General features: G+C 70.4%; 14 protein-coding genes. 3 read left to right on the forward strand and 11 right to left on the reverse strand.

Annotated elements, in window-relative coordinates:
- Positions 1 to 16: 16 nt before the first annotated feature.
- The 3 genes from ACIBCA_RS16205 to ACIBCA_RS16215 all read right to left on the reverse strand — a co-directional run bounded on the left by ACIBCA_RS16205 (position 17) and on the right by ACIBCA_RS16215 (position 3,282).
- On the reverse strand, positions 17 to 985 hold the full coding sequence (locus tag ACIBCA_RS16205) for a hypothetical protein (RefSeq protein ID WP_396283511.1): 969 nt from the start codon (positions 983 to 985) through the stop codon (positions 17 to 19).
- A gap of 352 nt (positions 986 to 1,337) precedes the next feature.
- Positions 1,338 to 2,675, reverse strand: a complete 1,338-nt coding sequence (locus ACIBCA_RS16210; protein ID WP_396283512.1) for a hypothetical protein — start codon at positions 2,673 to 2,675, stop codon at positions 1,338 to 1,340.
- A 10-nt stretch (positions 2,676 to 2,685) separates the two neighbouring features.
- Positions 2,686 to 3,282, reverse strand: a complete 597-nt coding sequence (locus ACIBCA_RS16215) for a hypothetical protein (RefSeq protein ID WP_396283513.1) — start codon at positions 3,280 to 3,282, stop codon at positions 2,686 to 2,688.
- A 226-nt stretch (positions 3,283 to 3,508) separates the two neighbouring features.
- Between ACIBCA_RS16215 and ACIBCA_RS16220 the strand changes: the two genes are divergently transcribed.
- On the forward strand, positions 3,509 to 4,339 hold the full coding sequence (locus ACIBCA_RS16220; protein WP_396283592.1) for a glycosyltransferase family 2 protein: 831 nt from the start codon (positions 3,509 to 3,511) through the stop codon (positions 4,337 to 4,339).
- On the opposite strand, the gene ACIBCA_RS16225 is transcribed toward ACIBCA_RS16220, so the two are convergent.
- Genes ACIBCA_RS16225 through ACIBCA_RS16240 form a run of 4 tightly spaced genes read right to left on the reverse strand, consistent with a single transcriptional unit; the run spans position 4,336 to position 5,978 of the window.
- Entirely contained in the window at positions 4,336 to 5,373 is a 1,038-nt protein-coding gene (locus ACIBCA_RS16225; RefSeq protein WP_396283514.1) for an NAD-dependent epimerase/dehydratase family protein, read from the reverse strand. The two genes, ACIBCA_RS16220 and ACIBCA_RS16225, sit on opposite strands and share 4 nt — an antisense overlap.
- Positions 5,374 to 5,398: 25 nt before the next feature.
- Entirely contained in the window at positions 5,399 to 5,602 is a 204-nt protein-coding gene (locus ACIBCA_RS16230) for a hypothetical protein (protein WP_396283515.1), read from the reverse strand.
- Positions 5,599 to 5,745, reverse strand: a complete 147-nt coding sequence (locus ACIBCA_RS16235; protein ID WP_396283516.1) for a hypothetical protein — start codon at positions 5,743 to 5,745, stop codon at positions 5,599 to 5,601. The genes ACIBCA_RS16230 and ACIBCA_RS16235 overlap by 4 nt, the downstream gene beginning before the upstream one ends.
- The gene (locus ACIBCA_RS16240) at positions 5,742 to 5,978 is read right to left on the reverse strand and encodes a hypothetical protein (protein WP_396283517.1); all 237 of its coding nucleotides are present in this window, start codon (positions 5,976 to 5,978) and stop codon (positions 5,742 to 5,744) included. The genes ACIBCA_RS16235 and ACIBCA_RS16240 overlap by 4 nt, the downstream gene beginning before the upstream one ends.
- A 223-nt stretch (positions 5,979 to 6,201) precedes the next feature.
- Here ACIBCA_RS16240 and ACIBCA_RS16245 point away from each other — a divergent pair, with 223 nt between their 5' ends.
- Together ACIBCA_RS16245 and ACIBCA_RS16250 are read left to right on the forward strand one after the other, a co-directional pair.
- The gene (locus ACIBCA_RS16245) at positions 6,202 to 7,584 is read left to right on the forward strand and encodes a Tat pathway signal protein (RefSeq protein ID WP_396283518.1); all 1,383 of its coding nucleotides are present in this window, start codon (positions 6,202 to 6,204) and stop codon (positions 7,582 to 7,584) included.
- A gap of 13 nt (positions 7,585 to 7,597) precedes the next feature.
- Complete coding sequence (locus ACIBCA_RS16250) at positions 7,598 to 8,089, forward strand: TrmO family methyltransferase (protein WP_396283519.1); 492 nt, start codon at positions 7,598 to 7,600, stop codon at positions 8,087 to 8,089.
- Between the two features lie 59 nt (positions 8,090 to 8,148).
- On the opposite strand, the gene ACIBCA_RS16255 is transcribed toward ACIBCA_RS16250, so the two are convergent.
- From ACIBCA_RS16255 to ACIBCA_RS16270, 4 genes are all read right to left on the reverse strand, one after another.
- Entirely contained in the window at positions 8,149 to 8,487 is a 339-nt protein-coding gene (locus ACIBCA_RS16255) for a hypothetical protein (protein ID WP_396283520.1), read from the reverse strand.
- A gap of 231 nt (positions 8,488 to 8,718) precedes the next feature.
- Positions 8,719 to 10,470: a relaxase/mobilization nuclease domain-containing protein gene (locus tag ACIBCA_RS16260; RefSeq protein WP_396283521.1), complete on the reverse strand. Its 1,752-nt coding sequence runs from the start codon at positions 10,468 to 10,470 to the stop codon at positions 8,719 to 8,721.
- On the reverse strand, positions 10,467 to 11,147 hold the full coding sequence (gene mobC / locus ACIBCA_RS16265; RefSeq protein ID WP_396283522.1) for a plasmid mobilization relaxosome protein MobC: 681 nt from the start codon (positions 11,145 to 11,147) through the stop codon (positions 10,467 to 10,469). The genes ACIBCA_RS16260 and mobC overlap by 4 nt, the downstream gene beginning before the upstream one ends.
- Positions 11,148 to 11,538: 391 nt before the next feature.
- Positions 11,539 to 12,351: a DUF2637 domain-containing protein gene (locus ACIBCA_RS16270; RefSeq protein ID WP_396283523.1), complete on the reverse strand. Its 813-nt coding sequence runs from the start codon at positions 12,349 to 12,351 to the stop codon at positions 11,539 to 11,541.
- Positions 12,352 to 12,371: the final 20 nt, after the last annotated feature.

Raw genomic sequence — 12,371 nt, forward strand, 5'->3', positions numbered from 1 at the left:
GGTCTCACCAGCGCGCCTACCCTGCCGCCGGAGCCGCCTGCCGACCGATACCCAGCCCGGTCCTGGCAGCCCGGAGTGCGGTGCGGGCACGGGTGGCACCGGCGATGGCCACTTCGGCACCGCCTCCGACCGCGACCTCGCGCGGGCCGAGGCCCGCACACGCCCTGCAGATGCCCGGCTGGGGCACCGGGTCGTGGCACTTGGCGCACTCGGTGTACCGGGCCGCTGCGGGTCGTACAGGGGCCTGGGCGGGAGGCATCTTGCGCTCCAAGCGGTGGCGGAGCACCGCGGCCGAGGAGTGCACCGGGGTGGGCAGGCCCGGCAGTAGGGCCTGGGCGAGGTCGGCGGGGGTGCTGCCGCGCTCCAGCCACTGGGCGACCAGCGGCGCGAGCTCCGTCGCTTCGGCCTCGCCGAGGCGCAGGCGCGGCTCGGGGCGGATCACCCGGAACAGCGTGGCCACCGCCTCGCGGACCTGCTCGTCCGGCACCGCCGGAGGCTCCTCGGCGTCCTGCTGGCGGTTCTCCTCCCGCCCTCCCGCCTTCGCCTGCGGCTCGGCGGCAGGCGCGGCCTCGAGCTCGTCGGGCTGCTCGGCGGGGAGGGAGGTTTCTTGGTACCGGTCCTTTACAAGGGCGTCAGCACTGCCGGTGGTCGCTTCACCGGAGACCGGACGGGTGGCACCCGGCAGCGGCGCGAGCTGCGGGGTGTCGTAGACGTGGGTCTCGGTAATGATGGTGCCGTCCGGCATGCGGATCTTCTCGACACGGTAGAAGCCGGCGTCGGTCAGCTCCTTCAGGGCCTTGCGGATCGCGCCGCGACCCTGGGGGCTGGAGTCGGCCATGTGCCGGCCGTCCTCGCGCCAGCCGTCTGGGCGGGAGAGGAGGTCCGCGAGCAGTCCGCGGGCGGTGTAGGACAGCTGCCGGTACTGCAGCATGCAGTTGGGCAGCACGGTGAAGTTGCGCGCGTGGGCGCTACGATGGACACGCATCGGGAGGTCGCACTCCTGTTGCCGGACCCCGGGATGTTTGCCGCATCGCCGGGGTCGCCTATTTTCGGTTGGATCACGGAACGTACCACAACGACCAGGTACACAAGGTGCGTTGATGCCAGCGGCCTTGATCACATTCAGCCTCTGTCGCTGGCAACGCCATGTGCGCTGGTCGGCGGAGGTTCCGCAGGGTCCCTGGGTAGCCGGGCTGCCTCGCCTCGAAGCTGGCACGTTCCCCTGCTGCCCCATGAGGCAGAGTTGAGGGCAACGGGGTCGCTGAGGTCATCTGAGCAGGCAGAGGTGGTGCCAGATCTACCGTGGTGCTTGGCCGGCGCCCGAGGCCAGCGCAAGGTCAGGACAACGCGGTCCGCCGGAGGTGTCCTGCAGCCTTTCCTGTGTCGTCTCGCCGCATGGCGGTCATGCCCAGCTCGGCGAGGCGGGGGAGGAAGGCGAGGTCGAGCTGTTCCACCGGGTGAAGCAAGCCGCGCTCACAGGTCTCTGCAGTCCAAACGGTGCAGGGGGATCGCGGGTAGGCCGGGTTGATACCGATCTCACCCTTCGGGATCGTGCCGTTGAACGGTGTCGGAATGCCTTCGGCGTTCCAGTAGTTCCACGCCTCGAGCGCCTTGGCCTGTTCGAAGGCGAGGTAGAGCTGCGGGTAGCGGACGATGATTCGCATCTCTCGGAAGACGAGCTGCCCCAGCAGGTGCGGCGCCGTTGCGGTGAGCATGTCGAAATCCGCGCCTCGGAAGGTGAAGGACGCCGCATCCTGACGGGGGTCGAGTGCCACGCAGGCGAACAGGTGTGACAGGCGGCGCCTGGTGTAGCGGGCCACACCCGAACCCAGGCCAGCCTCGATCCGCTCGACGAGCTGGAGAAGGCGATCGTGTCCCGGGTTGAAACGGGACAGGTCGAAGAGCTTATCCATCCCCTGCACGGCGCTGAACGCCAGGCGCTTGTAGAGGTGGTTGTTCATCTCTCCGAGCTCTGCGTATGCCTTGGTCTCGGGGGCGGTGGAGTGGAGCATCAGGTACTCGGACAGTACCTCGAAGTAGAGGTAGCCCAGGAACGGAAACGCCGGCACGGTGGCGGCGAGTCGGTCGATGAACTCGGCCTCCGGTGTCGGTGTTCCGGCGGCGTTGGCGAGGAGAGTGCCGAGGAATGGGGCCGCCGCCTGCAGCCGGTCCAGCACTGCCCGACGGAGTTGGGTGTCCTCGCGGTCGGTGAGGAAGCTGCGGTGGGTGAGGTAGGTCCGCAGGTGGATGGCGCCCAGGCGGAGGTAGTCGATGCCCTTGGGGGGCACGGGGGCGTCAGGTGTCATCTCGAAGACCAGAGTGCGGGTGTGCTTCTTGGTCTCCAGCAGGTAGGTGCCGAGGTTGTGGGGTCGCAGTCCGGCGGGCTCGGGGGTGAGGGGCGCACAGTAGAGGGCCGCGACCAAGCAGCCGGTGGATGCGTACAGGTGGCCGCTGGAGCGGATCGCGTCGAGGGCGACGGTGGTGTGCATCAGGTGGATGCGACGTCCGGCGACCAGGGTCTCCGTCATCGCGTTGCCGCTCAGTAGCCAGCCGTTGGGTGTCTCGTGCTCGAGCTGGCGGCGCCAGTCGGCTTCGGTCTCGGCGAGCCCGGACGGGCCGGGCCGGGCGGCGCTGTCGGTGTGGTCGGTGTGGGCGTTGTCCCACTCGCTGTGCATGTACGACCTCCTACTTCCCTGGGATGAGGATCTGGCGAGCGTGGATGAGCGCTCCGTGGCTGGTGGCGCCGTCGAGCCGGGCCTGCTCGCTGCGGACGACGAGGTCGAAGGCGACAGGGTGGAGCCACGCGGGGACGAGGAGACGGAGCTGGGACGGGTCTGGCCACCAGCGCATGAGAGGAAGGCGGTAGCGGTCCAGGCAGTCGGCCGCCTTGAGCAGGTCGGTCAGGTGCGGTGCCTGTTGGTAGTCGCGGTTCTGCTCGGTGGTGAAGGCCGCGTACGGGACGTCGTGGAGGCTGATGGCGCTGGCGGCCTGCGCCGAGACGTCCCGCGGCAGCTCCCGGCCGAGCATGCTGCCTACGGCGGCCTGGTTGCGGGTGAACCAGGCCGCTGCCCGCTGGCCGTGTCCGGGGTCGTCGCGGTCGTCGCGCCGCCGGCAGTCGTGGACTGCTGCTGCGGCGCACAGGGCCGCGGTGTGATCGCGGTCGAGTCCGTACTCCTGGGCGAGCAGCGAGGCCAGCAGCGAGACGCGGGCGTTGTGCCGGATGCCGTGGATGGAGTCGACGAGCTGCGGTTCAGCGAACCAGGTGACGTCCGGTACCAGCATGAGGGCCGGATGTGACAGGGTGGGCGCCGCGGCTGAGACTTCGGGTCGGTTCCTGGCGATCCAGGCGAGTGTGTCCTGGTCCATGAGCTGATGGGCCGGGAGGCTCCGGTTCTCGGCGAGTTCTCTGAGCGACGCGGCGTTCGGCTTCGGCGTTCGTGAGGTCATCTCTGGTTCCTCGAAGGGAAGTGGCGCGGTGGGCGTCAAGTTGGGCGTGGCGGTGCTGACCATGGGCACGCGGCCGAAGGAACTGGCTGCGCTTCTGGCTTCGGTGGAGATGCAGACCGTCAAGGCCGCCAAGGTGGTGGTCGTCGGCAACGGGTGCGCGCTGCCGGAGTTGCCGGCGTGGGTGGAGAGCGTCGAGCTGGCAGACAATCGCGGGGTGACTGGCGGCCGGAACGTCGCCTTGGAGCACCTGCGGGACGTGGACGTCGTGATCGACCTGGACGACGACGGCCTGCTTGTTGCGGACGACGTCCTGGCCCGGATCACCGCCCTGTACGAGGCGGAGCCCCGCCTGGGCATCGTGAGCTTCCGGATCGCAGACGAGACCGGCCTAACCCAGCGGCGCCACGTCCCCCGGCTACGGGCCGGTGACCCGATGCACGGCGGTGAGGTGACCAGCTTCCTCGGCGGCGGCCACGCACTGTCCTCGAAGATGCTGGAGCAGGTTGGCGACTGGCCGGACTCCTTCTTCTTCGCGCACGAGGAGACCGACATGGCGTGGCGGGCGCTGGACGCCGGCTGGCGGGTGCTTTACGTCCCGGAGCTGTTGCTCCAGCACCCGCGCACCAGCCCGACCCGGCACTCCTTCTTCTACCGGGTGAACGCCCGCAACCGGGTCTACCTGGCTCGTCGGCACCTACCGGCGCCGCTGGTGCCGGTCTACCTCGGCGTATGGGTGGCGCTCACCGTCGCCCGGACCCGGGACATGGCCGGGCTGAAGGCGTGGTTCGCCGGTTTCGCGGAGGGCTGGCGCACACCGTGCGGCCGTCGCAAGCCGATGCGCTGGCGCACGGTGTGGACCATGACCCGCCTCGGTCGACCGCCGGTTATCTAGGCTGCCGCCGCCTGGTGCATCCACTCCGGGATGGCGTCGGGAGTGGCCCTGAGCCAGGCCACGTACCGTGCGACGCCCTCCTCGACGGTGATGCTCGGGCTCCAGCCGAGCACGTCCTTCATCCGCTGGACGGAGGCGTATCCGCCCTCGGGGTCGCCGGGCGGCATGGGCGTCTCAACGAGCCGGATGTCCGGGTAGTGGCCGCGGACCAGCGCGGCAACCTGGCGGATCGAGGTGCCGGTTCCGGTGCCGATGTTGACGGTCTCGTTGTGCGCGCGGGGCGCGACCAGCGCGTACAGCGTGCCGGTGGCGATGTCGTCCACGTGGACCAGGTCGCGGATCTGGTGGCCGCCGCCGTTGAGGTGTAGCGGCAGGCCGAGCGCGGCCCGCATTGCGAACCACGCGACCACCCACGAGTGGCTGTTCTCCTTGACGACCTGCGGCTCGCCGTAGACCGAGAAGTACCGCACGATGGCGAACGAGGTGTCGGCGCCGCCGAGCATGGCGGCGGTCTGGTACTCGCCCCAGACCTTGCTGTTCCCGTACACCGAGACGGGGGAGACGGCCGCGCCTTCGGTGAACTGCGCGGGCACGTGGTCGTGCACAGGTTCCGGCGAGGGACCGTTGCCGTAGACGCTGGCGGAGGAGACGAAGACCATCCTCTGCACCTGCTTCGAGGCGGCCACGGCGTCGAGCACGCGCTGGGTGCCGATGATGTTGGTGTCGATGGCGTCCAGCGGGCGGCGGGTGCAGGCGGCGACGTCGGCCAGGGCAGCGGCGTGGATCACGTAGTCGCAGCCGGAGATCGCCTCACTCATCAGCTGCGGGTCGGCGATGTCGCCGACGATGAAGTCCGGTGCGGTGGTGTTGATGCCGAACCGGTCGCGGTAGACCCCGGGCGGGTAGGCGTCGAGCCTGCACACCGAGATGGGGCGGGCGCCGAGCTGGCGGAGCTGGGAGGTGATGCGGCTGCCGATGAGGCCGCCTGCTCCGGTGACCAGCACGGTCTTGCCTGAAAGCTGTTCGAGGGACAAGGGTGCTCCTCTGCTGGGTGGTTGATCAGTCGTTGCGATGCTGCGGGCACTGGCAGATGGGCCAGGTCGCGGACGGGTGGTAGGCCAACGCGTCAGGCTCCGAGTCGACGGTGATGACTCCGGAGTCGTCGTAGCGGGTGCCGTCGGCCGCGACCGTGAAGGTCCGGATGTACAGGCCCTGGCGCCGTTCTGCGGGCAGCTTGAAGTCGGGGGAGGTCACGATCGTCACGCCGCCTCTCGGTACTGCTTGCGGCGACGACGACCGGCGGCCAGTTGGCGCAGGATCAGGGCTCGTCTGCGGGCGCGGTCCCGGTTGGGGACGAAGATGACCGGCTGAGCGCCGGCCTGGACATGGAGGTCGAGGGCGTTCACGCCGTGCCCCCGTTCCTGACGCTCCTGGTCACGTGGCAGGGCCACGGGCTCTCGCACCGTACGCACAGCCCGTACTCGCTGCGGTGCTCGTCGAGCAGCATGCGGTTGTTGGTTGCCGCGATGCTCTCCTTCGTCGAACTCGCGGACCGGCGCGGAGCCGACGGGTCGAGGTCCACCAGGGTGGCGGCGCCGTTGAGGCTCCACGGGTGCGGTGTGCGATCGGCAGTCGTCATCAGCCTCTCCGGGTTCGCGAATTGGCGCGGCTGTCCTGTCGGCGTTGGGGACGCGTCGGCGAAGCCGCTGAAGACGTCCGCTCCGCAGGCTCCCAGGGCCGGTATCGGCTCCACCCTGCGGAGCGGCATGTCAGTTAGTGAACCGCCCAATCGCTACCAGGAGTACGGTGTTGGACACGCAATGCGGTTTAAGCGGTTTAACGGCCAGTCAGGTAGGTGGACGTTGGCGTCGGCGAGGGAACCGAATGAGAAGCTGCGGGCGGTCGTCGACGAGACGAAGCTCTCTGGTGATGCCATCGCGCGCCTGGTCAAGCGGGTGGCGGCCGAGCACGATGAGTTTCCGGAGACCAACAAGTCGAGCATCACGCACTGGAAGAACGGTGGCCAGCCGTCCGGGAACGTCGGGCTGTTCCTGGCCGAGGCGTTAGGCCGTGCGTTGGGCGGCCGGGTCGTGACGCTGGAGGACATCGGTCTGACCGCCCCCTCGCCCCAAATTCCCGACTGGGACGCCGATACGCTGAGCACGCTGGCCGAACTCGGGAGAACCGAAGTGGACGTGGAACGCAGGCGGGCGCTGGGGATAGCGGTCTACTCGGTGGCTGCCCTCTCGCTACCCGGCGAGGACTGGTGGAGTCGCATGTCCGAACGGGGCAGCGCGCGCAGCTCGGCCGCAACGCGGCGGGCCGGCCCCGGAGACCTCGCAGCCGTCCGGGACATGACCACCCTGTTCTCCCAAGTAGACCAACGGCGAGGCGGTGCCCACGCCTGGACGTCCGTGGTGCAGTACCTGACGACCGACGTCACCGCTTACCTGCGCGGGAAGTTCACGGACGAGCGTGTTCGCCGAGATCTCTTCTCCTCAGCCAGCGAACTCGCCTACCTGGCAGGCTGGATGGCGTTCGATAGTGGTCGGCACGCGACCGCGCAGCGGTACTTCACCGAGGCTGTGAAGCTCGCGGCAGAGGCCGGCGACCCGCCGATGGCCGCCCACGTGCTGCGGGCGATGGCGCACCAGGCGATCGACCTCGGTCACCACCAACAAGCGCTGGATCTGGCCGCCGCGTCCGTCGACGGTGACCGGTACGCACTCGCCTCCCCACGTGAGCGGGCCCTCCTGGGCGTTGTCCACGCCCGAAGCCTGGCCGCCGCCGGGCGCAAGAACGCCGCAGCCAAGGCGCTGCTGCGAGCCGAGAACGACCTGTCCGGCACCAGCGACGACATCGCGGAGCCGGACCGGGTGTTCTTCTTCGGCGAGGCCAGCCTGGCTCACGAGACCGCGTGCGCCCTGCGCGACATAGGAGACCTCGACGGCTCTGTCCGCGAGTTCCACCACAGCGTCCGCACCCGCAAGACGACGAAGTTCACCCGCACCCACGCGGTGACACTGGGATACCTCGGCTCCGTGTACGCGCAGATGAACAACATCGACCGAGCCTGCGCCACCTGGGCGCAGGCCCTCGACGCCATGGACGGCGTACGGTCCGGCCGCACCCGCCAGGCCGCTGCCGACATGCGCACCCTGCTGTCCCCCTACCGGCGGCGCGGCACTTCGTCGGTCAGTGAGATCGACGCACGTGCCGCCGCCTACCTGTCCGAAACAGCCTGATGAGGAGTCACTGATGGCAGACCGTGAGACGTTCGAGGTCGAGGCCCTCGGCCATGTGGTCGGCGGCCGGATCGAACCCACGGACGACTTCTGGGGCGGCACCCGGGCGATCATCCGGCTGGACGGATCCCTCTTCACGCCCGACGCAACCAAGGGCCTTGAGGACTTCTCACACCTGGAGGTCGCCTTCCGGTTCCACCTCACTGACCCGACCGACCTGAACCTCGGTGCCCGCCGGCCCCGGGACAACCCGGCGTGGCCGGAGGTCGGGATCTTCGGGCACCGCAACATGCGGCGCCTGAACTGGCTCGGGGTATCCCGCTGCCGCCTGATCAAGGTCGACGGCCTGGACCTCCACGTCGAAGACCTCGACGCTGTGGACGGCACCCCGGTCCTGGACGTGAAGCCGTGGTTCGCCGAGATGGGGCCGCGCGGAGAGCAGCGCCAGGCTGACTGGACCACCATCATGCTCCGCGACTACTTCGCGCCGGCGGTCAGCGACTGACGGGCGTGAAAGCACTGCGGGCCACCACTGTGCAGTGGCGGCCCGCAGTGCTGGGCCGGTCAATCCCAGGTCGCTCCGGCGAGCAGGCCGTCGAACGCGAGTGCCCGCATGGCGGCTTCGAAGTTGTCCCACTCGTCCCACTCATGCTCGGGGGCGGTGAAGTGCAAGTCGAAGTAAGCGCGGGTGAGGTCGGGCTCGTGCCACTCGGCCGCGCAGCGGCAGCGGACGAAGACCTGGTGGCGGACGTTGAGGAGGAGCCAGTCGCGGCGGGCGCGGCAGTCGGGGCAGGTGATGGGGATTCCGCGGGCGTCGAGTTCACCGGGGTGGGGGACGGCGCGGATGACGCTCCGGTGGGGCTCGTGGTGGGGGTTGTGGAAGGCGGGTTCGTAGTCGGTCAAGTGGTGCCCTCTTCCGTGTCGGTGACGGTTGCAAGCACACAAGACGCACGGCGGCGGGGATGGTTCCCGGCCGCCGCAGACGACATCAAACCGACATCTCAGCAGGGCAGTTGGCTGCGAGCGGGTGGATCTTCAGAATTGGGCTCCGTACTGGGTGGGGTGCCGGGGCACCGGTTCGGTGCCCCGGCGTCGGGGCCGGCCGGGCGCGTGCGCACTCTTGTCGGTGTGGGTTCAGCGGGTTCGGCGCTGAGGGGTGGTGGCCGGTGCGCTGGGCGGGGTGGCCCGGTTGACCGGGTCGGTCGGGGTGGCGTGTGTGGCGCTGCGGGCGGTGGCGGCGCGTACGCGGGCGGCTTCGGCGGCGGAGTTGTGGCTGGGGTTGCGGCTGGTGTGCTGGATGCGGCCGAGGAGGACCTTGGCGGGAAGGCGGGCGGTGGTGAGTTCGCGCCGGGCGGCGGCCTCCTGGAGGAGCTGTCGGGGCTGGTGGCCGAGGGCGGTGGCGTCGGCGAGGACGGTGGCCAGGGCGGGCCAGTTGGGGTCGGCGAGGATCTGGGTGGCGTGGTCGGGGACGGCGGAGCGGACGTCGCCGGCGAGGGTGTTGGTGACCTCCGGCTTGGGCTGGCGGTGGGTGAGGGCGACGAGGTGGTCGGTGGCGGCCTGGTCGTAGGCGGTCTGGAGGTGCTGGACGGCCTGCTGGGCGGCTTGGGCCTGCTGGGCGTGGCCTCGGGCCTGGTGCCAGCGGCCCGCGAGGATCGCTGCCCAGACGAGGGCCGCGATCATGACGGTGAGGGCGTTGCCGTCCGGCCCGTCGCCGGCGTGGATGATGTCGCGGGCGGCGCGGCGCAGGTCGGCGGCGCCCTGGTGGTCGGCGCGGACCTGGGAGCGCTGGGCGCGGGCGAACGCCCGTGTGGCGGCTCGCAGTTCGGCCCGCAGCTCTGCGGGAGCCTGCTGGGCGGTGGCGTTGATGATGTCGCCCAGCGCGGTGATCTGGGCCTGCGCGAGCGCGCCGCCGTCCTCGCCGCCCGTTCCGCCGGTGGTGTCCTCGGTGAGGTGCCGGTGGACGTGGTCGAGAGTGTCGGTGGCGCGGTGCCAGCTGGTGGTGGGCCGGTTGCGCCGGGCGGTGGGGTGCTCCTCCGGGGCGGTGGCGGTGAGGCGGGCCTGGAGCTTGGGCAGGGACAGATCGGGGGCGAGCTTGCTGCCGGGGATGTAGATCTGCTCGCCCTTGGCGTTGGTGTCGCCGGGGCGGCCGACCGCGTAGCCCTGGAGGTCGCCGGAAGGCATGCGGCGGAGCTTGACCTCGACGCCGTCTGCCTGGAGGTAGGCGAGGAGTTCCTCGACGCTGGTGGCGTGGGGGATGGCGTCGCGGAGGCGGTCCTGCAGCCAGGCGCGGCTGGTCTGCTGCCAGCCGAGGCGGTCGGCCTTGTGCATCTCGGCCTGGGTGGGTCGGCGCTCGCCGGTGCGGTCACCCGGCTTCACCCGGTGGAGCCCGAGTTCCTTCTCGATCTTGCGGGCTTCGGCCTGAGCGCGCTTGCCGCTGTTGTGGAGCTTGGGGCGGCGGCCGTCCTCGCGGACGGTGGTGGCGAGGATGTGAATGTGGTCGTCGGCGTGCCGGACGGCGATCCAGCGGCAGCCGTGCGGGTCACGGTCGGGGGCGATGCCGGCGGCATGCACGATGCGGCGCGCGATCTCGCCCCATTCGGCGTCGGAGAGGTACCGGTCGCCGGGGGCGGCGCGCACGGGGCAGTGCCAGACGTGGTCGGTGACCTTCCGCCCGAAGCCGCTGTTGTACACGTTCACCGGCTCGTCGAGGATCCGGGCGAGCTGGGTGAGAGTGGCGGTCTGGTCGCGGCCGGGGTCGCGCAGGCCGAGCGGGCTGAACGAGGCGACGATGTGCGGGTCGAGGTGCTCGTCGTGGCGGCCGGGCCCGTAGAGGTAGGCCAGCAGGCCGCGGCTGTTGCCGCCGGGGGCCTTGATGGAGGGGATCATGCGCTTGCGCCTCCTTCGGGGCTGATCGGGGCCGGGCTGGTGGGGATGAGCAGGGCCTCGGCGACGGCGGTGAGCAGGTGCCACAGCTGGTCCAGGCGCTCACCGGTGTCGGGTTCGATGCGGTCGTCCCGGTGGAGCACGTGGACCATCTGGTTGATGTTGTTGCCGATGGCGTTGATCTCCCGGAGGACTTCCGCGCGGAACTCCTGCAGGGCGAGTCGGTCGGTGTGCAGGGGCAGGTCGACGGTGAACTCGCCCCGGATGAACGCGAGCGCGATGTCGCCGAGGTATCCGGAGATCGTGTCCTTGTAGCCGTGGCGCTCGGCGGCGTCCTTCAGCTCGACGAGTTCCGCTTCGGTGAAGCCGACCGGGCCGACCCGCTCTGTACGGCGGGTTCCGGTGTGCTTGCGGTGCTTGCCCTTGGGCATCGGCTGGGCGCCTTCGGGAGTGTTCAGTTTCGGGACGTCGAGGACGGCGGTGTTCTCGTGCAGGAACGCGGCGCGAACGGCGCGAACGCTCTCGTCGTCGACGACGGCGGGCGTCTTGGCGCTCGGCTGGTCGGCGCGGACGCGGGCGAGGATGTCGCGCTGCAGCGCGTCGAGCTTCTCCGGGTCCGGGCCGCCCTCGGCCTGGGCCTCCTGGCCTGGCGCGCCCTCGCGCCGGGCCTCCTCAGCCACCCCTGGGGCGGAGGACCCCAGCCCGGCGCGAAGTGTCGGAGACTGGGTACAACTGGCTCCGCCAGGAGCAGAGTTACCGAACGCGCGCAGTAGACGGTCGATCAGCCTACCGGTCTTGGCGCCCTTCTCGGCAACGGCGGGGGAGGTATCGCGGGGGTGCTGCGGGGCGGGCACGGGGTCTCCGGATTCTCTGTCGGGACAGGCCGATGGGTGGTGGGGTGTCGCGGGTGATGGTCCGGGCGGATGCCGGTTGGTGGTGCCGGAGATGCGGCGTAGAAGGCGGCGGTCCGGGCTTCACACGGCCGGGGAGTGGGCGTGGTGCTGGGCCGGGCGGGGCAGGGGCGGACACCTCGCTGGTCTCGGCTCGGCGAGGTGCCCGGAAGTGCACGGATCAGTCGACGGCGGCTTGCTGGTGGGGTTCGTCGTCGGGGCGGAGCATCTTCATGACCTCGGTGAGCCGCTGGTCGGAGATCGTGAGGCCCTGTTCCCGGATGGCGTCGCGGACCACGGATCGGCTGAGCTTCCGGGCGTCGGTCCACGCCTGCTGGCCGATGGCGGCCAGTTCGTCGAGCGAAGCGCCCGGGGGACGGCCTGCGGGCTTGGGGGTTGGGGGCTGAGCCGTATTTCCGCTCGGCCTCTGGCCTGCGGGTTCGCCGGGGACGGTGTCGTCGGTCCGGGCGTGCTCCGGGCTGCCCGGAACGGTCCACAAGAGGTCCTCGGCCGGGGACACGTTGCCGGTCCGTGCGGCGGTGGGGTGGGTGTGGCGGGCGGTGATGATGCCGAGGTGGACGGACCCGGCGAGGGCGAGCGGGGCGACGGCGGACAGGAGGCCGACCGACATGTCGCTCAGGTGCAGCTGGCCGTTGACCGCGAGGGTCTGCTGGTTGAGGCGGACGGCGTGCAGGACGTTCGCCCAGATGCTGGCGGTGGTGGAGGCCCCGAACAGCAGCCACACGTAGGCGCGGGCCGTCAGCGGCGCGGTGCGCAGGATCAGCAGCGCGCGGACGCTGTAGGCGATGAAGCCATCGATGATCAGCGGGAAGACGTAGGTGAGCGGGCCTCGGACGTGTATCGCGATGGCGGTCTGGCGCAGGGCGTCGTAGGAGAGGGCGAAGCCGGCGATGGCGAGCAGGGCGACCGCGGTGAAGTCCCAGCCGGTCACGCGGCTCGATGTCGGGGCGGTGCGGTCCAGGGTGGCGGGCATGGGGGTGGTGTTCTTCCCTT

Source organism: Kitasatospora sp. NPDC051170, assembly GCF_044455705.1.
In the GTDB taxonomy this organism is placed as follows: domain Bacteria; phylum Actinomycetota; class Actinomycetes; order Streptomycetales; family Streptomycetaceae; genus Kitasatospora.

Bases quoted from the DNA above. Each gene is read 5' to 3' on its own strand.
- ACIBCA_RS16205 (WP_396283511.1), bottom strand. From the start codon at position 985: ATGCGTGTCCATCGTAGCGCCCACGCGCGCAACTTCACCGTGCTGCCC.
- ACIBCA_RS16210 (WP_396283512.1), bottom strand. From the start codon at position 2,675: ATGCACAGCGAGTGGGACAACGCCCACACCGACCACACCGACAGCGCC.
- ACIBCA_RS16215 (WP_396283513.1), bottom strand. From the start codon at position 3,282: ATGCTGGTACCGGACGTCACCTGGTTCGCTGAACCGCAGCTCGTCGAC.
- ACIBCA_RS16220 (WP_396283592.1), top strand. From the start codon at position 3,509: ATGGGCACGCGGCCGAAGGAACTGGCTGCGCTTCTGGCTTCGGTGGAG.
- ACIBCA_RS16240 (WP_396283517.1), bottom strand. From the start codon at position 5,978: ATGACGACTGCCGATCGCACACCGCACCCGTGGAGCCTCAACGGCGCC.
- ACIBCA_RS16250 (WP_396283519.1), top strand. From the start codon at position 7,598: ATGGCAGACCGTGAGACGTTCGAGGTCGAGGCCCTCGGCCATGTGGTC.
- ACIBCA_RS16260 (WP_396283521.1), bottom strand. From the start codon at position 10,470: ATGATCCCCTCCATCAAGGCCCCCGGCGGCAACAGCCGCGGCCTGCTG.
- ACIBCA_RS16270 (WP_396283523.1), bottom strand. From the start codon at position 12,351: ATGCCCGCCACCCTGGACCGCACCGCCCCGACATCGAGCCGCGTGACC.